The sequence below is a fragment of the Cochleicola gelatinilyticus genome, assembly GCF_001637325.1.
Lineage (GTDB): Bacteria > Bacteroidota > Bacteroidia > Flavobacteriales > Flavobacteriaceae > Cochleicola > Cochleicola gelatinilyticus.
The window spans coordinates 250,506-276,572 of record NZ_LRXL01000026.1 but is presented as its reverse complement, the minus strand read 5'-3'; the positions used below and the strand labels follow the sequence as shown (position 1 = coordinate 276,572).

Here is a 26,067-nt window from a genome sequence, read left to right as displayed (position 1 = left end):
AAAATGGCAGGAGGAAAACAATCCCCAAGACAGAAGATGATTAACCTAATGTATTTGGTTTTCATCGCTATGTTAGCACTTAACATGTCCAAAGAAGTATTATCTGCTTTCGGACTGTTAGACAAAAAGATCTCGGAAGCCAATACGGCTACTTCAGAAAGGAACGATGCTTTTATGGCAAATTTAGCTGAAAAAGCAAACGATGCTCCCGAACAATATGCGGCTGTAAAACAAAATGCAGATAAAGTATCTGAGATTTCACAAGAATTAGATACGTATATTCAATCGTTAAAAACAGCTGCAATAGCAGATTTGGAAGATCCATCAGATTATGAAGTTATGGATAAACCCGATCATTTCAACAACTTGTTTTTTACAGGAGATAATTACAAACCGGAAGGGCAAGAGTTTATCGATAAGATGAATGAGTATCGCACCAAAATGATGGCAGTATTACCAGACAGTTCGTTCCCTAATGTAAAGAAGGCAATCGCTCAGAATTTTTCTACCGCAGAAGAAACGAACCGTGATGGAAAACAAGTAGAATGGTTAAATTACAATTATGAAGGATTTCCTTTAATTGCATCTTTAACTAAGTTGACACAAGTTCAAGCAGATATTAAAACAACCAAAAGTGAAGTGTTGCAAAAAATGTTAGCTGGACAACAAGCGTCGGCACTTTCATTGAGTAATTACAACACTTTTATGGACGTTCCAAAATCAGCTTTCTATCCAGGTGAAACTTTTAATGGAGCTATTTTATTAGGTAGAACCGATGCGAGTACGGTGCCACAAAGAGAAGATCTTAAATTGGACGGTAGAAAGTTAGAAAAAGGAAAAGACTACGACATTCAAGGTGGTAGAATTGTTCTTAAAGTTGGAGCAGGAAGTCCTGGTGATCATAAGATCGAAGGTTTCTTGTATTACGGTGAAGGTGGTAAAGAAATTGAAGTGCCTGTAAATACAGGATTTGCTACAATCTCTAAGCCAAATGCTGCTGTAATTTCTGCAGACAAAATGAATGTTGTATACCGTGGTGTGGATAACCCAATGACAGTTTCTATTCCAGGTATTCCAGATAATAAGGTGAGCGCATCAGGTGCAGGTCTTTCAAAAGTTTCTGGTAGTAAATACGTAATGCGTCCAACAACGGGAAGAACGGTTACTATTTCTGCAAGTGGGACATTACCTGATGGTCAAAAGGTAAGTAGTGGAAATGAATTCCGTATTAAGGATATTCCAGCACCTATCGGAACCATTCGAGGAGAATCGGGTATTGTAAAGATGCAACGTCAAGGTCTTGAAATCTCTAGTATTGGAGCAGATTTGCCAGACTTTGAATTTGATCTTGGATTAAGTGTTACTGGATTTAGCTTTAGAGTTTCTGGGCAACCAACTGTAAAAGTAAACGGAGGTCGTTTAAACGCACAAGCAAAATCTGCGCTTAAAAGAGCAAAACGAGGAGAGACTGTACAAATATTCGATATCAATACTGCGCTTAAAGGAAGCGGTGTAAAGCTTAAGAAAACAGCTCCAGTAGTTATTGAATTGACAAATTAAAATTAAAAAGGAATTTATGAAATATGCAAATGTTGTTCTATGTACTTTAGGGGTGCTTTTTGGGATGTCCGGTGTACACGCACAGGTAAATGTCTTAAATGCAAAAACACCTGAAGATATAGGGAAAAAGACAGAGGCACAGATCGCCTACGACAACGATGAACCGTTACCTTACGGGTACGTCGATGAGCGTGACGTGTTATGGTCAAGAACCACTTGGGAGATCATCGATCTTGATGAACGTGTAAATTTCCCGTTGTACTATCCTATAGATACAAACAACATTGGTTCCGATAGACGCTCTCTATACGATGTGTTAGTACGTGCGATTAAAGATGGTGAAATTGAAGATGTCTATACCGATTCGTATTTTACTGAAAAACGTACACTAGATGACATTAGTGCATCTTTAGTATATCGTGATACTACCGATCTTGGTATTGAACAATACAATGCAGAAGGTTTTGTAGATCGTGAGTACATTCGTGAATTTACATTAGATGCAGGAGATATCGAAGAATGGAGAATTCGAGGATACTGGTATGTTGATAAACGTCAAGGAGAATTAAAATATCGTTTATTAGGTCTTTGCCCTGTTGCTGGAGAAGCACGATCAAAAGCATTTGAAGACACTGGTGTGGATTCAAAGGTAGAATTGTTCTGGATCTGGTTCCCTGGTGCTCGTGATGTATTACATAATGCGAAAGCATTCAATCGAAAGAACACATCGCAACCTATTTCGTACGATCATCTCCTTAATTCAAGACGCTTTAATGCTGTTATTTATAAAGAAGACAACGTGCAAGGCGATCGAAGCGTGAATGCATATATCAATGACAATGCATTAATGCAACTCTTGGAATCTGAACGGATTAAAGAGGGTATTCGTAACATCGAAATTGATCTTTGGAATTACTAAATTCTTATTTTAAAGTATAAACTAAAACCCTCTAAGGAATTTTCTTGGAGGGTTTTTTTATAGTTTCATTATAACGTACTATGCACGGTTTCTCACTCGTTTTCTTCTAGGATAAACTCCTTTCCTCGTATCTTTGTCGTATGAAAAATGTGGATTACATTATTGTAGGACTGGGCATCGCCGGTGTGGCTTTTTGTGAGCAATTGCAAAAGCATAAAAAGTCGTTTGTAGTTATCGATCATAACGCTAGATCATCCACCGCTGTTTCTGGTGGAGTCTTTAATCCTGTAGTGTTAAAACGCTTCACTAAAGCCTGGAATGCCTCTCAACATCTTGACGTAGCAGTACCATTTTATGAGAATATTGCTAAAAAATTAAAAGTTCCTTTTATTGAGTCAACTCCAGTGTTACGAATTTTTAATACCGTAGAAGAGCAGAACGATTGGTTTGTTGCTAGTGATAAAAACGAACTGGCTGCGTATCTTTCTTCGGAAGTCGTTCCAAATTCTAATCCTTCAATAAAGGCAAAACATGGCTTCGGAAAAGTTATAGGAAGTGGAAGGATCTTTCCGAAGCAATTACTTGAAACCTACCGAAGCTATTTAAAAGAGAACGATCAACTCGTTTCTGAAGCATTTCAGTATGAGTTGCTTGTTTCCGAAACAAATTACCTTCAGTATAAAGCTATTTCAGCCTCAAAAATTGTTTTTTGTGAAGGTGCTTCCGTAGTTAAAAATCCGTTTTTTCCAACATCTTTTCTTATTGGAAATAAAGGAGAATATCTTATTATACACGCTCCAACGCTTCAGTTAGAAGAAATTCTAAAAGGGCCCCTTTTTATTATTCCGTTAGGAGAAGACAGGTATAAAGTAGGGGCTACTTATAGTCGGGAGGATTATTCGCATCACCCTACTTCCGAAGCAAAAGAACAAATTAGCACCAAGCTTAAAAAAATGATTTCTTGTCCTTTTAAGGTGATCGATCAAGTTGCAGGGGTGCGTCCCACAACCAAAGACAGAAAACCACTCTTGGGAGCTTTACCAGCAGATTCAAAAAAAATATTCTTTAATGGATTGGGCACGCGAGGTATTTTAATGGCGCCATTACTTTCAGAAATTTTATATAATTATACAGAAATGGATATGCGACTGCCTTCAGAAATTGATATTACGAGACTGGCTTGAGCAATAATTATTCGTTATGAAAAACACCCTACTTGGTTTAATTATAGTATTAGTGGCTTTAGGCTGCAAAACTGAAGGGGCTCATAAAAATAAAATTAGTATTCAAGAAACAAGTTTAAAAGTACAGGCGGATACCTTAAAGAAAGCAAACGGATTTGACTTTCCTGTTGGAAAACCAGATGCTAAAGGATATTATAATGCGCAAAAGTTTCAAGAAAATAACCACCTCGGTGACGACTGGAATGGCGTAAATGGAGGGAATTTAGATTTAGGGGATGCAATTTATTCTGTTGCAAATGGATACGTCTCGTTTGCTGAAAATGTTGGAGGTGGATGGGGCAATGTAATTAGAATTACTCATTACATACAAGACGGGAAGCAGATTGAATCACTGTATGCTCATTGTCTTGCGATCAACGTTAAAAAAGGGAGCTATGTAAGTAAAGGAGATAAGATTGGAACTATTGGTACTAATAATGGATATTATCTAGCTCATTTACATTTAGAAATAAGAGACGAAGTTGGGTTACCCATTGGCGGTGGATATTCAACCAATACTAAAGGTTATTTAGACCCAACAGTATTTATTAAAAACAACCGATCACAATAGTTTTAGACTATTATGATCGTACTGCTTATTATTTTCTTAAGCGAAATTTCTTAATTTAATTAGCTTTCTCTGGGTCGTATGTAAAAAACATGTTGATCCAGATATTTCGAGACAATCGCAGAATTAACGGGAAAGAAACAAGCAACGTAATCATGATTACAAAAAAGGTTTGTAGTCGATCCAGTCCAAAAACAAAAAAGGCAAGAATAAATGCAGCAATGGCAATCGCAACCCCGACTCCGTAACTTACATACATTGCGCCGTAAAAGAAGGATGGTTCAATTTTAAATTTTGTGTCACAATGCGGACAACGGTCATTCATTTTTAATGTTTCTGAAAAAACATACGGATTGGGTTTTTTATACATTTTTCCGGTATGACATACTGGACAAGTACTAGTGAATATGCTGTAGAGTTTAGAGTCTTTCATGAGTTTGTGCTAGAAGGTAGTAGTTCGTTTTTTTTGCATTACAAATTTAAGCATCTTTGCAGTCCTCAAAATCAATAAAGAATAAATTTTTCAAATAGACATATGCTGAATATACATAACCTTTCCGTTTCCTTTCAAGGAGACTATTTATTCGAGAAGATAACGTTTCAACTAGGCGCAGGAACTCGTGTGGGATTGGTAGGGAAAAATGGAGCCGGAAAGTCCACATTGCTTAAGGTTATTTCTGGAGAACAAGAATACGATGAAGGAGCGATTGCAATGGACAAAGAAGTGTCTATTGGGTTTTTAAAGCAAGATATCGACTTTGTAATGGGTCGTACGGTATTGGAAGAGTCGTATGAAGCTTTTGTTGAAATTAAAGCACTCGAAAAACAATTAGAGAAAATTAATACGCAATTAGCAGAAAGAACCGATTATGAAAGTGAAGGCTATCACCAACTCATGGTCGATCTTAATGAAGTGCAGCACCAATACGAGATTCACGGAGGTTACAACTATCAAGGAGAAACCGAAAGAATTCTGTTAGGATTAGGGTTTCAGCGCGAAGATTTTGATAAAGCCACCGATACGTTTTCTGGAGGATGGCGTATGCGAATCGAATTAGCAAAATTGTTACTTCAAAATAATGATATTTTATTGCTCGATGAACCTACCAACCACCTCGATATCGAATCGATTCTTTGGTTGGAAGAATTTTTAACAGGATATCCCGGAGCTGTGGTCGTTGTGTCTCACGATAAAATGTTTCTCGATAATGTAACCAATCGAACTATTGAGATTTCCCTCGGAAAGATCTACGATTATAATAAACCGTATTCAAAATATTTAGTACAGCGAGAAGAGCTTCGGGAACAACAATTGGCTTCTCAGAAAAATCAACAAAAACAGATCGAGCAAACCGAAAAACTTATCGAAAAGTTTCGTGCCAAGGCTAGTAAAGCAACAATGGCGCAATCGTTAATAAAGAAACTTGATAAGATCGACCGTATTGAAGTAGATGAAGATGATAATAGTGTAATGACGTTAAATTTTCCAGTGTCTGTAACCCCAGGAAAAGTGGTTGTCGAAGCTGAAAAGATTTCAAAAAATTACGATGAAAAACAAGTATTAAAAAATGTGAGTCTTACTGTAGAACGCGATAGCAAGATTGCTTTTGTGGGTCAAAACGGACAAGGAAAGTCTACCCTCGCAAAAATCATCGTTAATGAAATACCACACGGTGGCGTACTGAAACTGGGTCATAATGTTCAGATTGCATATTTTGCACAGAACCAAGCAGAATACCTCGACGGAAGCAAAACCGTACTCGACACCATGATCGATGCTGCAAATGAAAAAAACCGAAGTAAAGTTCGAGATATTTTAGGCTCCTTTCTTTTTAGAGGAGAAGAAGTAGACAAATATGTTAGGGTGTTAAGTGGAGGAGAACGCAATCGATTAGCATTGGCTAAGTTACTACTACAACCCTTTAATGTGCTTGTAATGGACGAGCCGACAAACCACTTAGATATTAAGTCGAAAAACGTTCTTAAAGATGCATTAAAGAATTTTGAAGGTACGTTGCTTTTAGTTTCTCACGATAGGGATTTTCTACAAGGTTTAACCGATAAGGTTTATGAATTTAAAGATCATAAAATAAAAGAATATCTTGGTGACATCGATTATTTCTTAGAACAGAGGAATCTTCAAAATCTTCGGGAGGCAGAAAAACGTACTGTTATAGCTTCGGAAGGTTCATCAAAAGAAAGTAGCGGGAAGCAATCGTACGAAAATCAGAAGAAATTTAAATCGCTCACGAACCGTCTGAGTAAAACCGAAGCGAATATCAATAAATTAGAACGTGAAATTAAAGCCATCGATGTTGAGCTGGCTATAAATTACGACCAGACCATTGCCAAACCAAATTTCTTCGATAGCTACCAAGCTAAAAAAGACAAGCTAAGTGAACAGATGGAACAGTGGGAGAAGATCACGCTTCAGTTGGAAGAATTGGGATAGAAAATTAGTTATTTAGGAAAGTTTTAACAAATGCAAAAATTCGCAACCCTATTTTTGAAAGCAAAAGGTAAACATATTTATAATGCGAAAAATTATACTTTTTGCCATCGGTGTTGTAATTCTAGTTGTAGCTGTTGTTGGCGCGAATTACATTATTAAAAGCAACGAAAAGGTAAAACCCGAAGCTAAGAAAGTAGTTAAAACAGTTTTTGTTGAAGAAGTGAAAAATGGTACGGTACCTATTGTTTTACCTGCCAACGGAAACTTAGTCGCAAAAAACCGACTTGAATTATACAGCGAGGTACAGGGTGTTTTCGAATCTAGCTCGAACGATTTTAAACCCGGGCAACGCTACCGAAAAGGACAAACGTTAATTCGCATGAATTCTTCAGAATATTATGCGTCGGTGCAAGCTGCCAGAAGTGAATTTTACAACCTCGTTACTTCCTTGATGCCCGACCTTCGGTTAGATTATCCAGATGCTTTTCCTGTCTGGAATACATACCTTGCAAATTTTGACATGACTAAATCGGTTCCAGAACTTCCTAAAATGTCTTCCGAGAAAGTAAATTATTTCATTACAGGTCGTGGTGTTTCTTCTTCTTATTTTAATGTGAAAAATCTAGAACAACGCTTAGGAAAGTATAGCATTCGAGCTCCTTTCGATGGGATTGTTACCGAAGCTCTTGTAACCCGTGGGACACTTATTCGATCGGGTCAAAAACTTGGAGAGTTTATCGACACCTCTGTGTTCGAATTAGAACTTTCTGTAGCAAAAAAATTTAGTGACCTATTAAAAATAGGTGAATCGGTACAACTTAAAACCATCGAAACAAATAAAGCCTATACAGGAAAAGTAGTTCGGGTAAATGGAAGAATTGATCAAGCAACGCAAACCATCAAGGTTTTTGTGGAAGTAAATGGAGATGACCTTAAAGAAGGAATGTATCTCGAAGCACAATTGGAAGCCGATAAAGAAGAAAATGCCATTAGAGTAGCGCGAAAACTACTTGTAGATGAGAATAAACTATTTATATTAAAGGATAGTGTTTTGGGGTTAATAGAAATAGATCCCGTTTATTTCTCGCCAGAGAATATGGTAGTAAAAGGAGTGCCTAATGGAACAAAAATCCTTTCTAGGCCTGTGCCGGGGGCATATGCTGGAATGCTTGTGAAAGTTGGGGATGAAGAAAATTTTACGCCTTCTAAAGATACTTCAGCGACTAAAGCAGTTCAAGAATGAAAAAAATTATAAGTTATTTTATTAAATACGAGGTAGCTACCAACGTGCTTATCCTCGGATTTATAATTTTTGGAGTTATTGGGATTTTTCAGTTAAAATCGTCTTTTTTTCCTTTGCAGGATGCCGAAATTATTACCATTAATATAGCCTATCCTGGGGCAGCACCTCAAGAGATTGAAGAAGGAGTTGTTTTAAAAATTGAAGACAATCTAAAGGGACTTATTGGTGTAGAACGTGTGACATCGGTTTCTCGAGAAAGTGGCGGAAGCATTACGGTAGAAATTGAAAGTGATGAAGATATTAATGCGATGCTTGCCGAAGTTAAAAATGCGGTAGATCGAGTTCCTAATTTTCCCACAGGAATGGAACCTCTTGTTGTTGCTAAACAGGAACAGATACGACAAACCATCGATTTTTCAATAAGTGGAGAGGCAATCGAGTTAGGGGTTCTTAAACAAATAGGAAGACAAATTGAAAATGATTTGAGAGCGATGGAAGGAATCTCTCAAATTTCAGTTTCAGGATATCCTGAGGAAGAAATCGAAATTGCAGTTCGTGAAAACGACCTTTTGGCGTACAATCTTACATTTACTGAAGTAGCCAACGCAGTAGCACAAGCAAATATTCTTACCACTGGTGGAAATATAAAGACCGAAGCTGAAGATTATCTTATTAGAGCCAGCAATCGATCGTATTATGGAGATGAATTGAACAATCTAGTTGTGCGTTCGCAACAAAATGGAACTTTGGTGTTGCTTCAAGATGTTGCAACCATAAAAGATCGTTTTTCAGAAACTCCCAATGCTTCTTTCTTTAATGGAAACGTAGCGGTTAATATCGAGATCACCAACACCAATAGCGAAGATCTTATTTCTACAGCCGAGCAAGTAAATGCATATATCGAGGAATTTAATCAGAAGTATACGGGGGTGGAAATTGCCGTGGTAAGCGATTCTTCCATTCGGCTCGAACAAAGAACCGCCCTTTTATTAGAAAATGGGGCAGTAGGGATACTTTTAGTATTATTGTTTCTTTCCTTTTTTCTAAATACACGGTTAGCATTTTGGGTGGCATTCGGACTCCCAATTTCATTTTTAGGAATGTTTATATTCGCCGACCTTTTCGGTGTTACCATAAATGTATTGTCCCTCTTCGGAATGATCATCGTAATAGGAATATTGGTCGACGACGGAATTGTTATTTCTGAAAATATCTACCAACATTACGAAAAAGGGAAACCAAGAATACAAGCAGCAATAGATGGTACGATGGAAGTGTTGCCACCAATTATTGCTGCTATCACCACCACAGTATTGGCATTTTCAACCTTTCTTTTTCTTGAAGGAAGAATAGGTAATTTCTTTAGTGAAGTTTCAGTCATTGTGATTCTTACGTTAATTGTCTCGCTAGTTGAAGCACTTATTATTTTGCCTGCTCACATTGCGCATTCAAAAGCACTAGTTTCAGAAACCGAAGAAGAACGAAAAAATAAAAAAGGAATCGCTAAAGTCTTTTCTAAACTACGGGTTATTAATGAGTATGGAGATCGTTTTATGGCGTATTGCCGAGACACTATTTATAGTCCTATGCTACGATTCGCCTTGAAGCAGCGATTTATCACGTTTGCAATTATGGCGGCGTTAATGATTCTTACTATTGGATCGTTAGAAGGTGGAATAATACGTACTGCATTTTTTCCAAGTATTGCCAGTGACCGGGTTAGTATAGACCTTCTTATGCCCGAAGGAACCAACCCGAAGATAACAGACTCTATTATTACTTTAGTAGAGGATGCTGCTTGGCGCGTAAATAAAGATTACACAGCACGACAAAGCGGAAACAAACAAGTGGTAGAGAATATTATTAAACGTGTAGGGCCTGGGAACAACAAGGCTTCACTGCAAGTTAATTTACTCCCCGGGGAGGAACGTGATTTTTCTTCTCCAGACATTACAAATTCGATACGAGAAGAAGTAGGTCCCGTTTTTGGAGTCGAGCGACTTACCTTTGGATCTGGAGGAAACTTTGGAGGAAGTCCTGTTTCTATCTCTCTTTTAGGTAATACCACCGACGAACTAAAAGCGGCAAAAGAGGAGCTTCGAGCAGTGCTTGAAAACAATCCGTTACTTGCCGATGTTACCGATACCGATCCAGAAGGAATTAAGGAAATTTATGTAGAACTTAATGAAACAGCTTACGCATTAGGGCTTAATTTACGAGACGTAATGAGCCAAGTACGCGCAGGATTTTTTGGTTTACAAGCACAGCGGTTTCAGCGAGGACAGGATGAAATTAGAGTATGGGTGCGATATAGTCGAGAAAATAGAGAGTCGATTAATAACCTGGACGACATGCGAATTGTAACCCCAGGCGGAGAGCGGGTGCCATTTAGAGAGATCGCAACCTATAAAATTGAAAGAGGTGATGAGTCCATTAGTCACTTAAATGGACAACGGGAGATACAAGTAAATGCAGATCTTACCGACCCTAAAGGAAGTCCCACCGAAATTCTAGCGGAAATTCAAGAGAAAGTCATGCCCGATTTACTCTCAAAATACCCTACCGTTAGTGTTTTATATGAGGGACAGAATCGAGAAGCTAAAAAATTAACCGACTCCGCAGGTACTGTAGTGCCAATTGTTATTTTCTTAATTTACATTGTTATTGCCTTTACATTTCGAAGTTACAGTCAGCCGCTGTTATTAATTATTATGATTCCGTTTAGTTTTATTGCTGTAGGTTGGGGACACTGGATTCATGATTTTCCTATTAATATTTTATCAGCATTAGGAATTATCGCTTTAATAGGAATTATGGTAAACGACGGACTAGTTCTCATTGGAAAGTTCAATTCATTTTTACGAGAAGGAATGAAATTCGATGAAGCATTATATGAAGCAGGAAGGGCACGTTTTAGAGCCATATTTTTAACCTCACTTACTACCATTGCAGGAATCGCTCCGTTGCTATTAGAAAAGAGCCGACAAGCGCAATTTTTAAAACCTATGGCAATTTCGATTGCTTATGGTATTGGTATTGCCACGGTCTTAACCCTGTTAATTTTGCCTTTGTTGTTGTCTTTTACCAATTCTGTAAAAACAGGATCAAAATGGTTGGCAACGGGATCTAAAGTCACAAAAGAAGAAGTAGAACGCGCTATTAAAGAAGAACATGAAGACGAGCATTAATTTTATTGGAATCTTTTTGGGTTGCTTCGGAAGCATTTTCGGGCAAGTGAATCTTTTAAGTAAAGAGGAGGCAGTTTCAGAAACATTAAAAGAAAATTTCGGAATTATAATTGCACAAAACAATGTCGCCATTTCCGAAAATAATGCAGGAATTTTAAACTCTGGATATTTACCCTCCTTAACTGGAAATGCGGGTGCAGGATATAATATTGAAGACCAAACAGTAGAGTTTCAAGACGGATCGGTATCTGATATTACCAATGCAGAAACCACAAGGTACAATGCTTCAGTAGATTTAAATTATACATTATTTGATGGTTTGGGGCGTTTTTATAACTACAAGCTTTTAAAAGAAACGTACAACTTAAGCCAATTAGAAGCGAGAGAAACTATTGAAACTACAGTGCTTCAGTTGTTCTCTGTGTACTACGAGGTCGCACGTCTTACCGAAAATGTTTCTGTATTAGAAGAAACCTTTCAGAATACAAAAAAACGATTAGAACGGGCTCAATATGCGTTCGATTACGGACAAGTAAATAAGTTGGAAGTACTCAACGCAGAAGTAGATATTGTAACCGACAGTACAAACCTTTTAAACACCCGGCAACAACTTAGAAACACAAAACGTGATCTAAATGTGGTGGTGAATCATGAGAACCTAGAGCGTAATTTTAGAGTAGATACGATGGTGGTTTTTTCGAGTCCTCTAATACTTGAAGATTTTATACAGCAATCGGACACCAACAACGTACGACTTCTTCAAGCAAACGCAAACAAACGTATTAATGAGTTTAATTATAAAGCCAGTAAATCGGTTTTTCTACCCAATGTGGGACTTACTGGATCTTATGGATGGAATGAAGGTAATTTTCCGTCGACGAGTTTTGCACGGAGCAATACTACTACTGGTTTTTCTGCTGGTCTAGCACTTACATGGAGTTTGTTCGACGGCGGAGGCGGAATTACCAATGTGAAAAATGCTAAAATACAAGTTGAAAATACAGAGATAATTAAACGGCAACTTATTACTGAAGTAAAAAGAGATATTGCCAATGCAGAAGGAAATTATACCAATAGATTGGCGGTTTTTCGGTTACAAGAACAAAATGTCACTACCGCTAGAAATAATTTTGATCGCAGTAACGAACGTTATAAAGTAGGGCAAATAAGCTCTGTAGAATTACGACAGGCACAGATTAACCTTTTAAATGCACAAACCAATAAAAATCAAGCCAAATATGAGGCTAAATTGGCAGAATTAGAACTACTTCAATTAACTGGACAATTGTTGAATATTGAGTGGTAGATAGTGTTTTTAAATGGCATAAGATGATTATTGTAAAATGAATTTTTAACCAATAAACTTGAGATGTATGTTTGAACATTTTTTTCAATGTCCTTACTGCTGGGAAGAAATATCAATGCTTTTGGATGCTTCAGTCTCACAACAAACGTATATTGAAGACTGTGAAGTTTGTTGTAACCCTATTCAAATTACTGCCCATTTTGACGATGCCGAACTAGTAGTATTTACTGCAGAAAATATCGAGCAATAATTTAACGACATCAAATAAACTTTTGTCTCATATAAGATAATGAGTTTGTTTTTACTACCTTTAGTTGACAAACCAAATCAAACAACCCCCTCGTGCTTTCAAGTTTTAGTTTTGCCGATGATACCGTAGGATTTCTTATTGAAGGGAAATTCGACGATTCCCTTGTTGAAAATTTAACCAAACGAATTTCTGAAAAATTAGAACATTTTGATCGTATTAACCTTTATCTCGAAGATAGCAACATCGAAGACTTCTCAATCTTGGCTTTAATTAAAGAAATTATTTTTAAAATGGAGCATTCAAAACGCTTTTACAAAATTGCGTTGGTATCAGACCGTAAATGGGTGCAGTTATGTGGTAAAATTGAAGGAATAATTATGGATGCAGAGATAAAAAACTTCGATTCAGAAGATCGAATGGATGCCATTGCTTGGATTGCTCAAAAAAAATAAATTAATTTTTATCGTTACCAGTAAGGATGCTTTTTAATCCGTCGCGAGTATTCAACCAAAAATAATTAAATATCGATTTAGTTTTATCTCGAGATACAGTAGCACTTCCTTCTCTAAAGTCTTCACTATTTTCATCGCTTTCTTTTTTTATAAAAATGTTTACAATAGCCGATAAAAATTTGTTCTTTTTATTCCCCTCTTTGTTTAATACCGAAACTTTAAAATCATCATAGCGCATTTTCATATCTACATGCGAACGGGTATGATCCCCTGAAATTGTAAAATAGGTTTTTTCAACTTCGCCTTCCATCATCACTTTTAGATTTGGAACGGTAAATTTGTTTAATTTTTCTGCCGAAAGTTTGCCTATATCTGCTTTAAAAATAAAAGTATCTGCTGTGTTATTCACATCGAAATCCCAATCTACGGCAATAGATGTATTCTCCATAAAATTAGATTTAATATCGAGTGTTGTTCTGGTGCCTTTAGGGTAAGTATTGCTTGCATTTTGAATGTTTGCATAAAGATTATCGAAGTTAATTGTACCTCCCGAATTATCGTCTTTTACTTTTTCGGTATATGCAATTGCCGCATTTTTAATTGCGATCTTTTCCATTGTAAGCTGAAAAGGGAGTGTGCGAAGCATTTCGCTATAGAGTGGTTTTCTTGTTAGATCATCTGCAACTGTTTTATCTCTAAAAATTTTCAGATTGGGTTGTTCTATGGTCATAGAAGTGCTTCCTGCAAATAGAACTCGATTTTTGAATCCGAAGTTGATCCCATCAAGAGTAATTTTAGGAATTATCAAATTAAAGTGATCTCGTTCTTTAGATATAAGTTGTGAAAGTCTCGTTTTCGAATATTTTGTTTGTAAGGATAACGAGTTAAATTCCCCTTTACCTTTTTTTATGAAGAAATCCCCAGAAGAAAGGTTTTCGTATGGTCCTGCTTTTAAAAAAATAGAATCTCCTTCGGCTTCATAATCGCTGAAAGTTATAGGCAATCGTTTTTGCAATGTTTCCCGGTTCACTAAAATATCGTCGATCTCTACAGTGATATTTTTACCATATAGCGATATCGAGTCTTTAGTTCCGTCATAGATATGTAGCGTTGCATTGTCAATGCTCAGTTCATCAATTAGCACTGGTTTATACAAGGTAATTGGGCTTTTCCTTACTGAATCTTTAGAGGGGCTAAGCATGTGAGAGTAATACTTAATAATGGGGCTTTTAAGTTTAATATCTTCAATATGTATTTCTTTCTGAAAGACATAATCCATATAACTAATGTCTTCAATAATAAATTTATCTACGGCTACTTGAGTATGAACTTTATCATCTATTTTATTTTTAAGCACGACTGAAACTTCATTAAAAGTAAGAGTGCCTTGAAATATATTTAGGGTTAAGTCTGAATAGGTAGCTGAAATATTAGGTGGAATACGAGTAGCTAAGAAATTTTCTGCTTTATTTTTAAGAATTATATTACTCGCAATCCATATGCCTATGCTAATAATTAGAATTCCGATGAAAATAAGGAGGAAGAGTCGTAGATTTTTATTCATCACGTAAAAATAGGGAACAAAGCACTGCCAGCGAAATGTTTATGAATTTTAGTTAAAATTAAACAAAACAATGCTTGCAGAAGACAAAATCCTTTGTATCTTTGCAGTCCAATATTTCTGTCGGCATTATGAACCGAAAGTTAAAAGCTAAGAGAATGTTGGAGCATACATCGCGGGATAGAGCAGTAGGTAGCTCGTCGGGCTCATAACCCGAAGGTCACAGGTTCGAGTCCTGTTCCCGCTACTAGCTTAAAGGGCTGTTTAACAACAATTAAGCAGCCTTTTTTTATGCCTAAAAAAATCATTCCTTTAACAAACGCCCCTACAAACGCCCCTAGTTTGGTCGTGGAAATTGTGAAAATGGAGTATTCAGAAGTAAAATTACATATACCTAAAACCATGGTAAATGGTAAAAAGGTTCCTAGTGTTGCTCCAGGGGCGCGTTGGTATGTATATTTTTACTATCGCAATCCCGATACCGGCAAATTTGATAGCCGAAGTAAATTTGACTTTAAGCATGGGATTAATAGGTATAAAACGGTAGCACAACGCAAGGCCTTCGGAAAATCATTAGTTCGTGCTTATACCCGGCTATTATCGGAAGGGTTTAATCCGTATGAAAAAACATTCCCCCCAAATTTCAATTATTATGATCCTAGTGTTTCTGTTTCAGCTGCTCTTAACGATGCATTAAAACAGAAAAAAGCAGAATTAGCACCCAATACCTTTAGCGATTGGAAATACCGTCTTAAAGCGTTTTTAATCTACGCCAAATTACAGGGATTCGATCAATTACCAGCGGACGATATTAAACCACGTCATGTGATAATGTTTTTAAACCAATTAGACCAAAGTGGAAAATCGATCAATAATTTTAGATCCTGTTTGGGAAGTTTGTTTTCTAAATTACTCAATGATACCGTAATTAGTTCCAACCCGGTAACTGCTATAAAAAAACGCAAAGAAAATCCTACCAAAAATAAACCTTTCACCCCTGGGGAGATCCAGGATATTAAAACCAAGCTATCCAAAGAAAATCCCGATTTACTTTTATTCATGCGATTTGTAGCCCTGGCGTTTTTGCGCCCGGTTGAAGTGGTACGCATTCGAATTAAGGATATAGACTTAGAAGGATCGAAACTTACCGTGCGAACTAAAACCGAAAATAATGCAACGGTTCGACTAATCCCGCAGCTTAAAAACTATCTTACTGAAATATTAAACCAGGACACCTACAACCCGGAAGATTTTTTGTTTACTTCATCCGGTACGCCTGGTCCTTACACCTACAGGGGCAAAACCGTTAAAGAAGCGGGCCGCCGTGATTGGTTTACATCGCAATTCGCCCAGGTAAAAAAAAGCATGCAATTCGATCACCGCTACGGTATTTATTCCCTTCGACATAGTTTTTCAGTAAATTTATATAACTCATTTATTGCTGCTGGTGCTACAACCGCGGAAGCTGAATTAAAAATGTTGCCTATTACAAGGCATAAGAGTGTGTCGGGCCTTCGTAATTACTTGCGAGATATTGGCGCGCTAATGCCAGGAGATTACAGCAAAAATATTACAATCGATTTTTAAAATAACGATTGATTATTTACTGGATCAAGAATATAGGGTTTATTTGTATCAATAGAACGTTTGTATAAATCTCTGCTAACAGAATGCGCCCTAAATTCTTTTGAAGTAAAACCATTTTCCATTATTTCTAGGATATTCTTCTCGTGTAACGCATCACTTAACCATTCCTTTTTTAATTCTTCATCTAAAACGATGGGCATTCTTTTTTTTACGTTGTGAACCTTTGCAAAAAAATCATTTGCATCTTTAGTTAATATAGTACAGGAATATGCAAATTCATCAATTTCTGAATACAGACCGGCAAATACGAATATATCACGACCATCTTTGTATTTATCGCTAGGAATATAGCAGTAATTTGGAACCGATATTCCTTTCTCCTTGTGGGGTTCGAAAAACCCATCTGAAAGTATTAAACAGCGTTTATCTCGCGCACTATTTTTATAGGTTCCCGAGGTCAAAATCGTTTCACTTTTAGCATTAAATGTGTTGTATTTTTTTCTGAAACCATCTATATTTTTCATGGCCCATTCGGGAATAAAACCCCAAGTAGCTGGGAAAATGTGTGAAGGATCTTCCATTTTTATTATTTGCAAATTCGGATATCCAAATGCTGATCTATGATAGAAGGGTTCGTATTCTAATGGAACCGCAAAATTTGCACCGGAATAATCTTCCATTTGTTGCTTAATCTTGGTTGAAGAAGTTTCGTAACACATTATTTTACTTTTTTAGACAATTTAAGCATTTCCTTCATTAATAGTATTGGTTCTTTTCGCCCAGTTAATGAATTTAAAGATTTTGTTTGTCTATATGTCTTGTTGTGATTTTTAGAAATTTGTTGAGTTTCAGAAGATGAAACGATTAAAGATTCCATAAAAACGATATTTAGTAAGCGTTGCCATTGTTCCGCACTAAGATCGGGAACTCCGTAATTTTTTAGATAGAATGAAAAGTAATCGGTGTATTTCATATCTAGGAATATTTCCACAAAAATAGGAATATTTCCAATTTTAATTTACTTAAAACTCTTCTGATAAATTTGTTTAATTTTTAATTTTAATCTTTATGAACAATTTGTTTCCCTAATCCCGATGTTTTTTTCTTCAAATTTGTTAACAACCATTGAAAACTATATACATAAATTGAATCTATTATATTTTATCTTTGACTAAACCAAAAAACTCGAGATATGATTATAATTGGTTAAATATCTCAAAATTCCGCAGTAAGATGAGATATTAATAATGCCACCTTGACCACGGCATAATATTTTTTTTATGTTTAAACTGCTAAAGAGTATTCGAAAGTGGTTAAAAAAAAATAAAGCATTAATTGGCTTTATTTTTAGCCTATCTAATGCTTTATTTACCATTTTAGAATTTCTAGTTAAGGACTAGAAAAAATTGTTAAACCTGAGGAGTATTTGTTTAGAAGCGATACTCCTCTTAATTTTTAACAAAATTTATTGTTGTATGTTACAAATATATAATTTGTCTGTGACATGGTTATGATATTATTTGTTAATTCTTATATCCCATAATCCGCGCGTTTTCTTTTGCTTTTTGTTTGCTTGAAAACCCTTCGGAGCTGGCACCTACAATTTTTCCGTTGTCGATGCTGGTTTTTTTCCAGCGGTGTTCTCCGCTATTATCTTTGTAAAAATTCCATTTGTATGAAGGCATAGGGATATTTTTTAATTAAACAGTTTCAAAATTATATTTTAGATCCGGCACCGATGTTTTTGGGGTTGCTTCAGTTTTGGTATCTATACTACTTTCATTTTCTTGTTTTAGATCTTCCATAATTTGAGCGTAGCGTTTCGGATTGTATTTTTTGGCTCCTTCATCCCACATAATACGCTCGCCGGTACCGTACCGCCCCTTACTATCCATAATATAATTATCTAAAGTTAATAACTGATCGACTACGTGCGTCCAGGCTTGATCCCCTTTAAAATTACCATCTTTGGTTACTTCGAATACTAAAATGAAAGAAGTGTCGGGATAACGGCGCAAAAACTGATCTTTAAACTCGTGGGCCTTAATTCCCGTGCTATCGATAAATTGATTAATCATATCAATAAAGACAAATTGCGGGTTTACTTGCTGTATATCCTGGTGCAGATCTTCCAGGGTTACAGAAGTAGTTACATAGGCATTTTGTTTTTGATCTAGGCCACTTAATTTAATGAGTTTTTTAGTACTTAAACTAATGCCTTGATCGGCAAAATTATATAGAGTAGGACCAAATTTTGTAAAGTAGCTGGCAATTTGTAAACAGCTGACCGTCTTTCCGTTTTTAGGACCGGCCCATACAGCCATATTCATATTCTTTGCCGGGGTTTGAAATAAATTCTCCCAGCCTTCATCTAATTGTAAAATTTCAAATTCCATCGCTCCTACTTCCGAAGCGGTTAAAATATTCCCTCTTTTTGAAGGTGGTACCGAAACAGCCGCCCGGGAAGTTCCCCCCGAAACTTCTTTCCCGGTCGCTGTGTTTATTGGTTCGGTTTCTACGGCTTTAAGTCCGTTTTGTTTCTTTTTTGGTACAGTTTTCTTGATTTTTGGTACGATTTTCTGTTTTTTGGAACGGTTTTTTGATTTTGCAGCTCCCAATAGTGCTAATTGCTGGGGGTCTTTATTTTCCCTTTTTGGTTTTCTATTTGGCTGCGGTTTTACAGTAGTAATAATTTTAGCAGGGAATACTCCTACTTTTCCATTAAAAATAACTCGGTGCATTGGCTCTCCATTCGATGCTTTTCGCTCTTTTCGCTCACTAATTTTACCAATATCACCAGGCTTTACATTACCCCATTGTTTTAATAAAGTAACGACGTCACCATTTTTAAACTTTGAAACTACTACCGTATTTTTTTTTGGTGCTCGAGTATCTTTTTTTTTGGTGGTGAGGGAAGTGTTTTTCTTATAAAAATATGCTGGAGCTCCTTCCTTATTTTTATCAAGTATAAAATCGGCAGCTTCCTGGGCTTTACTTGAAGCACGAAAAAAGAATCGGTTATCATCTTCCATGTTTTTTACAATTCTTCTACTCCATCCAGCAAGATATTTTGCACTATTTTCTATAACCGAAAATAAAATCCCTGTTTCAGCACATAAAAAAACAGCTCCCATTTCTGCAACTAGTTCTTCCTTTGCATAATCGGTCTTTGAGGGTTTTATATATACACTCATTGTAGATCTATTTAATCTATTAGGGTGGCCGGTACTGTGAACTAATTCATGAAATAAAGTACTGTAATAGGTATTTTCATCTTTAAATGCTGTTATAGGTGTCATTCGTACATGATCGTAACTAGGATAGTATGCTGGCTGATTACCTCCGTAAATTATCTCCGGTTTCTTTGGCATTAATTCAATTACCCTTTCTGCAACTTCGTAACGTTGCTTTTCTGTTTTGGTGTAATTTGTATTTTTTACAGCCTTGGGCCATTCTATTCCGGTTACATCGGCACCATGAAAAACATTATAATACTTTAAGATTGGAATGTAAGAATTTGCAAGTCTTTCTATCGACATGTTTTTTAGTGCTCGTAGCTGTTTTTGATACTTCTTGATCCAGGCTAAAAATTTGGCTTTATTATAGGTGCTGATTGTTAAATTATTACCATTTTCATTTTGTTGTGTGTGCGTGTACAGTTTTGTAAAATAAACTACTCTTGTGGCTTGTGCTCCCTTTTTTATTTTACCCTTGTTTTTCTTGATTTGATTAAGAGTTAAAAAATACGGATTGGTTAAGTCGCGCTCAACAAGTACCCATTTATCCCCTTTTTTTTCCGGTTTAAAATTAACCATCCAATAATTTACGCCCCGATAGGGTTTTTTACTTTCAAAATTTACAGCTTGTCCGCCATCCCAAAGTGTAATTGTTTTATCCCAATTTCGTTGCCAAGGCAAATGACCTACTTCTTTAATTGTATTTATCATCATATCGGTTATATACTGATAAATATCATCCGGTGACACCGCTTTATTTAAACCCGAAATTTCACTTTCACCAATATAACTAGGAACCACATCGATACCGGGTAACGAATTTTGAGGTACTTGCTCAATAACATTCCCACCCGTTTTAAATTCATTGATACCGGCCGCTTTTGCAGCTTCAATAGCTTTTTTTATTCTGTTTTCAAGGTATTGTTGTCCTTCTGAATTAGCTAATTTTAATAAACTTTCAAGGGTTTGAGTATCAATAATGGAACCGTTAAGGCCGTTGAATTTTTTAACTGCGTTGCTCATGGTTGGGGGATTTTATTAAACTACGATGGTTTGTCCAGCCGCTTGGATCTCGACGGTGGTAATTAGTTCCGAAAGCTGATCTAATTGGGTAATGATCTGCACCATGTTAGTAGTTTCGATCGTCGCGGGTACAGCTTCTAAAATAGTGGTTCCGTATGCGGGGATCTCTAAACTACTAACATTGGGGCGTGCAGATCCAATATAAATTTTGTTTTTTGAATAAATATTAACTTTAGAAATGGTTACTAAGCCGCCAGCGTTTAAACTAAATGGGTTGGGGGTTGGGTTTGATACCGCAACATCTACATTTAAAGTAATCACTCTACCGGTTATAGCTACATTTTTAACTCCAATTATTCTAGTTTTTATATTCTTATAAACACTATATGCATTCGATGCTTTACCGAAAACATAATAAGTAGCATAGGCGATTGCTGCATATTTAAGTAGTTTCATAGTTCGGGGGTTTTAGCTTTTAAGAGTTTTACAATAGCAGAAGTTTTACGGCTTTGTAAATACATAAATCCGAAAACTGCCAAAAAAAGAAAACCAAAAAAGAACACATACCAGGGAACGGAAATTTTTAATTTTTGCCACCAGCTGCGTTGCTCTATTTTTGTCTTTTCTGAAATTTCTTCGGAATCTTTTGTTTCCTCTATGTTGGTTTCAATATTCTTGTCTGTAGCTTTCTTATTGTTATTGTAGCTGTGTTTTGCGTTTTGTGAAACGGTTGTGCCATCAACGGTTGAAACGCTCATAGGCTTGCTTGGATCTATTGGCACCCAATTTCCCGAAATATCATGCTCGCGAATTTTGCTAAAGTCAAATGCAGTGATGTTCTTTGTAGTGTTTTCATTTTTAGAAGTTGCTGCAGTATCTTCACTTTTGAATTCACCCCCTTTTTTGCTAGTAATAGCACATGAGGACATTAGAAGTGAAATTATAAATAATATTAAAAAACCTATCTTATAGATTGTAACATACACTTTAAAATAATTAGGGGAATACTTCATTATTTATTGCTTATATGTAATATTGCCCGGGTATCGTTCCCCATTGCAGCATGAAAATTATTTAGTGTATTTCGGCTATTTGTTACATCGTAATAACCATCTTTATTAATATCTTTTAAAAGCTGCCCTGGGGCGATGCAACCATTTAATTGAAACCAATAATTTGCTGCATGAAATTTACACTCACTACGGTTTTCAACTCCATAAACTTCCCATAACAATCGATTAAATCTCGGGGATTTTTCTAAACGTATTTCGTATAAACCTACAGGAATACAACTCACCATTTTTTTATTATCAACCCAACCGCGCTCCATACATATACCCGCAAATAAAGGCCTGCCAAATTCATCTTGAACGGTCATAAAACCAAGTGTTTGTTTACTTGTTGGTTCACTTTTATCGTGCCAGGTTCGGTATATTTGTACAGTTTTCATAGTGTTTTATGTTTGTGCTGGGGTAACATTTGCATTAATTCGTTGCTTTAAATGCTCGATCATTTCTACTGCATCATTATCTTCAATTCGCCGTAATGGTATTTCAATAAGGGGAAGCATTGCAGACATTTCAATTTGGAATTGCTTATGCCTTAATAATTCCTTTTCCGTTTTTTCCAGCCTACCTCTTAAATTTTCCTGTTTAGCTTCTTTTTTTAAACGCCAGGATTTAATGATCTCGGGAAGCCCAAAAGCCCCGGTTAATCCTACAATTGAGGAAGCAATAATTCCAAGTGTTTCGTTTGTCATGTGTAAGCATTACTGTATATCGATGTTTGCGGCGATCTGTTTTTTTGTTTCCTTGCTTATGTTTAATTGTTCAATTTGAATTTTTGCAATGGTTTTTAAGTTTTCTACAGTATTTTTATGATCGATGATGCTTATGTTTTTTTCAACAAATTTTGGAATCGATAAATAATAAGTTGTTACCGTTGCAATTATTAAAATTGCTTTTAACATTAAAAAAAATGAGGTAACATAGGGATTGATATAAAATAAAATATATAAAACAGTAAGAATTTCGGAAATTGCCAAAAGCGCAAACAACCAATTAAATATTGATACCGTTTTTCTACGTTTATAGTTTTTATCTCCTTTGTGGGATTTTATTACGTAACGACCAATCAACACAAAACACAACATGCCTAGTGCGGTAATTACCATTGCGGCTATTTTTGCTATATTAAAATGAGTTTCCATAATTTTTATACGCTTATCGCTTCAATTAATTCAGTTTGCCCCCATGTTCCAGGAGTACCCGATTCAACACATACAAATTTTCTATATTCTCCAATTGTAGCTGTATTATTAATCCTTGTATCACCTACATTATAGGTTCCGGTAGTTGGTGGAGTAGCCCCAAAATCAATAAAATTTCCATTTAGGTAAAATGGCTCGTTAATAGAAACAAACGCTGTGTTTTCAGCCTTTTGGGGTCCTGTTTTAATATAGGCCCCTGGTTCAATTGCATTATCTTGAAACTGAACTTTTGCCACTTCACAGCTTGCGGATGCTACAGAATAGGTTTCGGGGGTTATCCTTAATAAATACAAATTAAAATCTTCCGTTGCTTCTGCTGATATATAGTATCTTTTCCATTCGCTAGAATGATTGTTCGAAAAAGCATTGTTTACAATATCAACATAGGTACCATCGGAAGATCTTCGCGCTCTGATTTTTGCAGTAGCTTTGCCGCGTAGCCAAAAAGAAAAGCAACATTTACTCCCTGTATTGAATGCTTTAAAAATTGAATAATATGTATCGTGAGATCCAACTGTTTTAGTTACAAGGTTTGAAACCTTACCTTCTAAAAAGTTATTTTCTTTTGTTATTACCGCGTTACCTTGCCAGGCAGCTATATCTTCGGAATTTGCAATTAAATTTTTTGCTAATCCTACTCCCAGGGAATTAAATTCATTATGTTTTATAAAATGCTTGTCATTAAAACCGGAAATACCTTGAGGGGGTAAAACTCCTCTACAATTTTCATCAAATTGTATATTTGACATTGGACCTTCTACACTAAAAGGGTTAACACCTAAATCACAAGAATTAAATTTTACATTTCTACAGTTAGTAAATTTGTGTGAATATTCAGTATCATCACCACTATCGTTAAAGTATGTATTATTAAAAGTTACACCCGAAACGTTCTGTAAAACTATTCCATTTGTTCGGGCATTTTCTAAATACAAACCATTAACTGTAATACTTCGCGAAGTAGTAAGACTATCTCCAATCCTTAATAATGTATGACAAGATTCTACACTACACCCATTTAATCTAATTGCATGCGTGGCGGCGTAAATCCCTGTATTATAAGAACAGTTAGAAATATAGCATTCATTTAAAGACATCGTATTACTGAATGTGTTTTTCCTATCGATATGAATAATTCCATTCTCAATATCTACATCATTATTTCTAAACTCTACCCGCTTTCCACAGCCAAAAGCATAAATACTATATACATTTAAGTGGCTTTGTCGAACTGTTTTAATAGCACCACCTCCTAAATTTATAAATTCACAATTTTTTATATCAACATTTAAAACCCCTTCATTATAAATTGCATAGCCATAGTTTTTTTCGTCATTCGGCCGATCATCAATAAATTTAATTCCATAAATAACCCTACTCGAATCACTTGCTGTATTGTTTCCTAAAAGACTAACAATATGATCTTTTTTTGTGTTTAGTTCATCTAATGCTGGAATAATAGAATATAAATTGGTGCTCATACTTCCAGCCCCCGAAATTCCTACATATAAGGGAAGTTTTATTTCTTTTGAAGTAAACCAATCCCCAGAGATCAAAGAAATATTACCGCCTGTTTCACGTAACATTTCCCCGGCTAACGTAATTGCTTTAAAATCATCCACCCCATTTAAACCGCCAAACCATTGCGGGCGGGAAGTTCCAACATACCACGTACCATCAATATTAACATCATCCCCAAAAATTGGGTTTAACGTATCGCTCACAGTCGATTTATTTCCGATAATGGTACAGTTTGATAATCTTCCTCCTTCTTCTTTAATTTCCGATCCTTTGGGAAGTATAATTTGGGCACCTCCTAAATCTCGAGATTGTCTAATAATCAATATTGTGTTCTTGTATTTTTCATCAATATTTTCCCAATCAAATGATGAAGACGTATAGTGTACCCCTCTTTGATTTTCTGACGAAACAATATCTCCTTGTTTTTGAAGGACGGACGTTTTTTCAGTTTCGGTTAAATCCACAGCAAGATCTGTTAACCTTTCGTCAAGTCCTTCATATACATTCGTTACAGAAACTAAATTTCTTGGACCCATTATTATGCTGTTTTTAAATTTGTTGGTTGATTTAAACTATATACGCCGTAAATAATTACTGCGGATAAAAGGATTAATTGTGAGGATATTATTTTACCGCTATTATGCGCTGCAAAATCCTGTAATCTTGTAAGCCAGCCATTTAAAAAGGTTGGGCTGTTGCTTAACCTTCGATAGTAGTTTTCGCGTTCTCTATTGTAAAGTGTGACAAAATCTACCGGATTAACGCTGTTTATTGCTGCTAATGTCTTTGGACCCATTCCGTTATCGGTTGCAAGGTTTTTTCCAAAATTATCGTTTAGTACTTGTTGGGCCAATCTTATACCATTGCCAGCATTAACAAAATGATCTACAACGGTATCGGCAACTGCTTGACTTTTAATTTCGTTGGCTCTCGCTTTATTCCAAAAATATACCCGAAATAATTCGGTTGCATTTGCTTGTGAAATACTTAGCATATCTTGGCGCGATGGCGGTCTGCCTATAACAGTTTCATAGAAACGTGCTGAAATTCCATAATTTGTACCTACTAAAACTTTTAAGCTATTATAATTGCCGGCATCTTCCGGGTTGTCCTGGAAGCCACCTTCGGCATTTCGAAGTTTCGGTATGTACGAATTAAAGTTTGCCATTGCTTATACTGTTATTACTTTATTTTTAGCGGTTTTACTAGCTTTCTTTTTTTTCTTGGCTTTAGTTTTAACACCCGCCAATCCCTTTGCTTTTTTAGGCTTGGTAGTTCTGTAAGAAAAGTAAAATATCGCCGCGGCTCCCAAAACACCAATTAAAAGGCTTCTGTTGGCTTTTTGCTGTTTAGTTAGCACAACTTCATCATTGGTAATTACTTCGTCTTGCATGGTTTGTAAACCGCCTAGATCGCTCAACCTGGCTTGTATTGTCTTTTTGCCTGTATAAGAAATTGTAATGATGTCTGCGGGGGTTGTAGCATTGATTGTTGCATTTCCATTGGCATCTGTAACTACCCCTTTACGATCCCAGCTTACATGTACCCCTTCTAATGGGTTCCCTGTAACATCAACAACTTGTATAGATTTAATTAGACCGCCGGTAATACCTGTATTGTACGGCATGTCTTGGGTCGCGGGCATGGTTGGAAATGTGGGGAAAAATTCTTCTAGTAGGATTTGTGTGTTTATGTTATTGTTCATGGTG

Annotated in this window: 25 protein-coding genes and 1 tRNA gene; 12 read left to right on the top strand and 14 right to left on the bottom strand. The window is 36.1% G+C overall.

From position 1 onward, the window contains the following. Positions 1–3: 3 nt before the first annotated feature. The 4 genes from porM to ULVI_RS03210 all read left to right on the top strand — a co-directional run bounded on the left by porM (position 4) and on the right by ULVI_RS03210 (position 4,273). Positions 4–1,560 carry a type IX secretion system motor protein PorM/GldM gene (gene porM, locus ULVI_RS03225; protein ID WP_068589723.1) on the top strand — a complete coding sequence of 519 codons (1,557 nt, stop codon included), beginning with the start codon at positions 4–6 and terminating at the stop codon, positions 1,558–1,560. 16 nt (positions 1,561–1,576) lie between these two features. Further along, positions 1,577–2,479: a type IX secretion system ring subunit PorN/GldN gene (porN, locus tag ULVI_RS03220; protein WP_068589721.1), complete on the top strand. Its 903-nt coding sequence runs from the start codon at positions 1,577–1,579 to the stop codon at positions 2,477–2,479. Positions 2,480–2,619: 140 nt separating this feature from the next. Beyond that, a complete protein-coding gene (locus tag ULVI_RS03215; protein WP_068589719.1) occupies positions 2,620–3,663 on the top strand; it encodes an NAD(P)/FAD-dependent oxidoreductase in 1,044 nt (347 codons plus the stop codon). Positions 3,664–3,679: 16 nt separating this feature from the next. After that, the gene (locus ULVI_RS03210) at positions 3,680–4,273 is read left to right on the top strand and encodes a M23 family metallopeptidase (protein WP_068589715.1); all 594 of its coding nucleotides are present in this window, start codon (positions 3,680–3,682) and stop codon (positions 4,271–4,273) included. A gap of 55 nt (positions 4,274–4,328) precedes the next feature. Here the strand turns inward: ULVI_RS03210 and ULVI_RS03205 are convergent, their stop codons facing one another. After that, a complete protein-coding gene (locus ULVI_RS03205) occupies positions 4,329–4,703 on the bottom strand; it encodes a DUF983 domain-containing protein (RefSeq protein ID WP_068589713.1) in 375 nt (124 codons plus the stop codon). 102 nt (positions 4,704–4,805) lie between these two features. Between ULVI_RS03205 and ULVI_RS03200 the strand changes: the two genes are divergently transcribed. From ULVI_RS03200 to ULVI_RS03175, 6 genes are all read left to right on the top strand, one after another. Further along, positions 4,806–6,722: an ABC-F family ATP-binding cassette domain-containing protein gene (locus tag ULVI_RS03200; RefSeq protein WP_068589712.1), complete on the top strand. Its 1,917-nt coding sequence runs from the start codon at positions 4,806–4,808 to the stop codon at positions 6,720–6,722. Positions 6,723–6,804: 82 nt separating this feature from the next. After that, on the top strand, positions 6,805–7,965 hold the full coding sequence (locus tag ULVI_RS03195; RefSeq protein ID WP_068589709.1) for an efflux RND transporter periplasmic adaptor subunit: 1,161 nt from the start codon (positions 6,805–6,807) through the stop codon (positions 7,963–7,965). Beyond that, positions 7,962–11,153: an efflux RND transporter permease subunit gene (locus tag ULVI_RS03190; RefSeq protein WP_068589707.1), complete on the top strand. Its 3,192-nt coding sequence runs from the start codon at positions 7,962–7,964 to the stop codon at positions 11,151–11,153. Before ULVI_RS03195 ends, ULVI_RS03190 begins: the two co-directional genes overlap by 4 nt. Beyond that, positions 11,137–12,459, top strand: coding sequence for a TolC family protein (locus ULVI_RS03185; protein ID WP_068589706.1), 1,323 nt, complete (start codon positions 11,137–11,139; stop codon positions 12,457–12,459). The genes ULVI_RS03190 and ULVI_RS03185 overlap by 17 nt, the downstream gene beginning before the upstream one ends. A gap of 67 nt (positions 12,460–12,526) precedes the next feature. Further along, positions 12,527–12,709 (top strand): CPXCG motif-containing cysteine-rich protein, encoded by a 183-nt coding sequence (locus ULVI_RS03180; RefSeq protein WP_068589704.1) that lies wholly within the window; start codon positions 12,527–12,529, stop codon positions 12,707–12,709. A gap of 92 nt (positions 12,710–12,801) precedes the next feature. Next, positions 12,802–13,161 (top strand): SpoIIAA family protein, encoded by a 360-nt coding sequence (locus ULVI_RS03175; RefSeq protein WP_068589703.1) that lies wholly within the window; start codon positions 12,802–12,804, stop codon positions 13,159–13,161. Between the two features lies 1 nt (position 13,162). Here the strand turns inward: ULVI_RS03175 and ULVI_RS03170 are convergent, their stop codons facing one another. Further along, entirely contained in the window at positions 13,163–14,725 is a 1,563-nt protein-coding gene (locus ULVI_RS03170; protein ID WP_157632560.1) for an AsmA family protein, read from the bottom strand. Positions 14,726–14,896: 171 nt separating this feature from the next. Here ULVI_RS03170 and ULVI_RS03165 point away from each other — a divergent pair. Next, positions 14,897–14,969: transfer RNA gene (locus ULVI_RS03165), tRNA-Met, on the top strand. A 44-nt stretch (positions 14,970–15,013) separates the two neighbouring features. After that, a complete protein-coding gene (locus tag ULVI_RS03160) occupies positions 15,014–16,309 on the top strand; it encodes a tyrosine-type recombinase/integrase (protein ID WP_068589700.1) in 1,296 nt (431 codons plus the stop codon). On the opposite strand, the gene ULVI_RS03155 is transcribed toward ULVI_RS03160, so the two are convergent. The 12 genes from ULVI_RS03155 to ULVI_RS03105 form a co-directional block, all read right to left on the bottom strand. Beyond that, the gene (locus ULVI_RS03155) at positions 16,306–17,028 is read right to left on the bottom strand and encodes an SOS response-associated peptidase (RefSeq protein ID WP_068589698.1); all 723 of its coding nucleotides are present in this window, start codon (positions 17,026–17,028) and stop codon (positions 16,306–16,308) included. The two genes, ULVI_RS03160 and ULVI_RS03155, sit on opposite strands and share 4 nt — an antisense overlap. Beyond that, entirely contained in the window at positions 17,028–17,282 is a 255-nt protein-coding gene (locus ULVI_RS03150; RefSeq protein WP_068589696.1) for a hypothetical protein, read from the bottom strand. Before ULVI_RS03150 ends, ULVI_RS03155 begins: the two co-directional genes overlap by 1 nt. Positions 17,283–17,832: 550 nt before the next feature. Beyond that, a complete protein-coding gene (locus ULVI_RS15305; RefSeq protein ID WP_082830774.1) occupies positions 17,833–17,994 on the bottom strand; it encodes a YegP family protein in 162 nt (53 codons plus the stop codon). Between the two features lie 15 nt (positions 17,995–18,009). Further along, on the bottom strand, positions 18,010–20,568 hold the full coding sequence (locus ULVI_RS03145) for an ArdC family protein (RefSeq protein WP_068589694.1): 2,559 nt from the start codon (positions 20,566–20,568) through the stop codon (positions 18,010–18,012). A gap of 15 nt (positions 20,569–20,583) precedes the next feature. Next, entirely contained in the window at positions 20,584–21,024 is a 441-nt protein-coding gene (locus ULVI_RS03140) for a hypothetical protein (RefSeq protein WP_068589691.1), read from the bottom strand. Further along, the gene (locus tag ULVI_RS03135) at positions 21,021–21,581 is read right to left on the bottom strand and encodes a hypothetical protein (protein WP_068589689.1); all 561 of its coding nucleotides are present in this window, start codon (positions 21,579–21,581) and stop codon (positions 21,021–21,023) included. Before ULVI_RS03135 ends, ULVI_RS03140 begins: the two co-directional genes overlap by 4 nt. Then, positions 21,581–22,018, bottom strand: coding sequence for a DUF5675 family protein (locus ULVI_RS03130; RefSeq protein WP_068589687.1), 438 nt, complete (start codon positions 22,016–22,018; stop codon positions 21,581–21,583). The genes ULVI_RS03135 and ULVI_RS03130 overlap by 1 nt, the downstream gene beginning before the upstream one ends. A 6-nt stretch (positions 22,019–22,024) precedes the next feature. Continuing rightward, on the bottom strand, positions 22,025–22,327 hold the full coding sequence (locus ULVI_RS03125) for a hypothetical protein (protein ID WP_068589685.1): 303 nt from the start codon (positions 22,325–22,327) through the stop codon (positions 22,025–22,027). Positions 22,328–22,336: 9 nt separating this feature from the next. Continuing rightward, entirely contained in the window at positions 22,337–22,777 is a 441-nt protein-coding gene (locus ULVI_RS03120; RefSeq protein ID WP_068589683.1) for a hypothetical protein, read from the bottom strand. 5 nt (positions 22,778–22,782) lie between these two features. After that, complete coding sequence (locus ULVI_RS03115; protein ID WP_068589681.1) at positions 22,783–24,894, bottom strand: hypothetical protein; 2,112 nt, start codon at positions 24,892–24,894, stop codon at positions 22,783–22,785. A gap of 2 nt (positions 24,895–24,896) precedes the next feature. Beyond that, the gene (locus tag ULVI_RS03110) at positions 24,897–25,526 is read right to left on the bottom strand and encodes a glycoside hydrolase family 108 protein (protein WP_068589679.1); all 630 of its coding nucleotides are present in this window, start codon (positions 25,524–25,526) and stop codon (positions 24,897–24,899) included. A 3-nt stretch (positions 25,527–25,529) separates the two neighbouring features. Continuing rightward, a complete protein-coding gene (locus tag ULVI_RS03105) occupies positions 25,530–26,063 on the bottom strand; it encodes a peptidase associated/transthyretin-like domain-containing protein (protein WP_068589677.1) in 534 nt (177 codons plus the stop codon). Positions 26,064–26,067: the final 4 nt, after the last annotated feature.

What these genes read in the sequence shown, in the direction of transcription:
- porM (WP_068589723.1), top strand. Translation starts at nt 4, where the DNA reads ATGGCAGGAGGAAAACAATCCCCAAGACAGAAGATGATTAACCTAATG.
- porN (WP_068589721.1), top strand. Translation starts at nt 1,577, where the DNA reads ATGAAATATGCAAATGTTGTTCTATGTACTTTAGGGGTGCTTTTTGGG.
- ULVI_RS03215 (WP_068589719.1), top strand. Translation starts at nt 2,620, where the DNA reads ATGAAAAATGTGGATTACATTATTGTAGGACTGGGCATCGCCGGTGTG.
- ULVI_RS03210 (WP_068589715.1), top strand. Translation starts at nt 3,680, where the DNA reads ATGAAAAACACCCTACTTGGTTTAATTATAGTATTAGTGGCTTTAGGC.
- ULVI_RS03205 (WP_068589713.1), bottom strand. Translation starts at nt 4,703, where the DNA reads ATGAAAGACTCTAAACTCTACAGCATATTCACTAGTACTTGTCCAGTA.
- ULVI_RS03200 (WP_068589712.1), top strand. Translation starts at nt 4,806, where the DNA reads ATGCTGAATATACATAACCTTTCCGTTTCCTTTCAAGGAGACTATTTA.
- ULVI_RS03195 (WP_068589709.1), top strand. Translation starts at nt 6,805, where the DNA reads ATGCGAAAAATTATACTTTTTGCCATCGGTGTTGTAATTCTAGTTGTA.
- ULVI_RS03190 (WP_068589707.1), top strand. Translation starts at nt 7,962, where the DNA reads ATGAAAAAAATTATAAGTTATTTTATTAAATACGAGGTAGCTACCAAC.
- ULVI_RS03185 (WP_068589706.1), top strand. Translation starts at nt 11,137, where the DNA reads ATGAAGACGAGCATTAATTTTATTGGAATCTTTTTGGGTTGCTTCGGA.
- ULVI_RS03180 (WP_068589704.1), top strand. Translation starts at nt 12,527, where the DNA reads ATGTTTGAACATTTTTTTCAATGTCCTTACTGCTGGGAAGAAATATCA.
- ULVI_RS03170 (WP_157632560.1), bottom strand. Translation starts at nt 14,725, where the DNA reads ATGAATAAAAATCTACGACTCTTCCTCCTTATTTTCATCGGAATTCTA.
- ULVI_RS03160 (WP_068589700.1), top strand. Translation starts at nt 15,014, where the DNA reads ATGCCTAAAAAAATCATTCCTTTAACAAACGCCCCTACAAACGCCCCT.
- ULVI_RS03155 (WP_068589698.1), bottom strand. Translation starts at nt 17,028, where the DNA reads ATGTGTTACGAAACTTCTTCAACCAAGATTAAGCAACAAATGGAAGAT.
- ULVI_RS03150 (WP_068589696.1), bottom strand. Translation starts at nt 17,282, where the DNA reads ATGAAATACACCGATTACTTTTCATTCTATCTAAAAAATTACGGAGTT.
- ULVI_RS15305 (WP_082830774.1), bottom strand. Translation starts at nt 17,994, where the DNA reads ATGCCTTCATACAAATGGAATTTTTACAAAGATAATAGCGGAGAACAC.
- ULVI_RS03145 (WP_068589694.1), bottom strand. Translation starts at nt 20,568, where the DNA reads ATGAGCAACGCAGTTAAAAAATTCAACGGCCTTAACGGTTCCATTATT.
- ULVI_RS03140 (WP_068589691.1), bottom strand. Translation starts at nt 21,024, where the DNA reads ATGAAACTACTTAAATATGCAGCAATCGCCTATGCTACTTATTATGTT.
- ULVI_RS03135 (WP_068589689.1), bottom strand. Translation starts at nt 21,581, where the DNA reads ATGAAGTATTCCCCTAATTATTTTAAAGTGTATGTTACAATCTATAAG.
- ULVI_RS03130 (WP_068589687.1), bottom strand. Translation starts at nt 22,018, where the DNA reads ATGAAAACTGTACAAATATACCGAACCTGGCACGATAAAAGTGAACCA.
- ULVI_RS03125 (WP_068589685.1), bottom strand. Translation starts at nt 22,327, where the DNA reads ATGACAAACGAAACACTTGGAATTATTGCTTCCTCAATTGTAGGATTA.
- ULVI_RS03120 (WP_068589683.1), bottom strand. Translation starts at nt 22,777, where the DNA reads ATGGAAACTCATTTTAATATAGCAAAAATAGCCGCAATGGTAATTACC.
- ULVI_RS03115 (WP_068589681.1), bottom strand. Translation starts at nt 24,894, where the DNA reads ATGGGTCCAAGAAATTTAGTTTCTGTAACGAATGTATATGAAGGACTT.
- ULVI_RS03110 (WP_068589679.1), bottom strand. Translation starts at nt 25,526, where the DNA reads ATGGCAAACTTTAATTCGTACATACCGAAACTTCGAAATGCCGAAGGT.
- ULVI_RS03105 (WP_068589677.1), bottom strand. Translation starts at nt 26,063, where the DNA reads ATGAACAATAACATAAACACACAAATCCTACTAGAAGAATTTTTCCCC.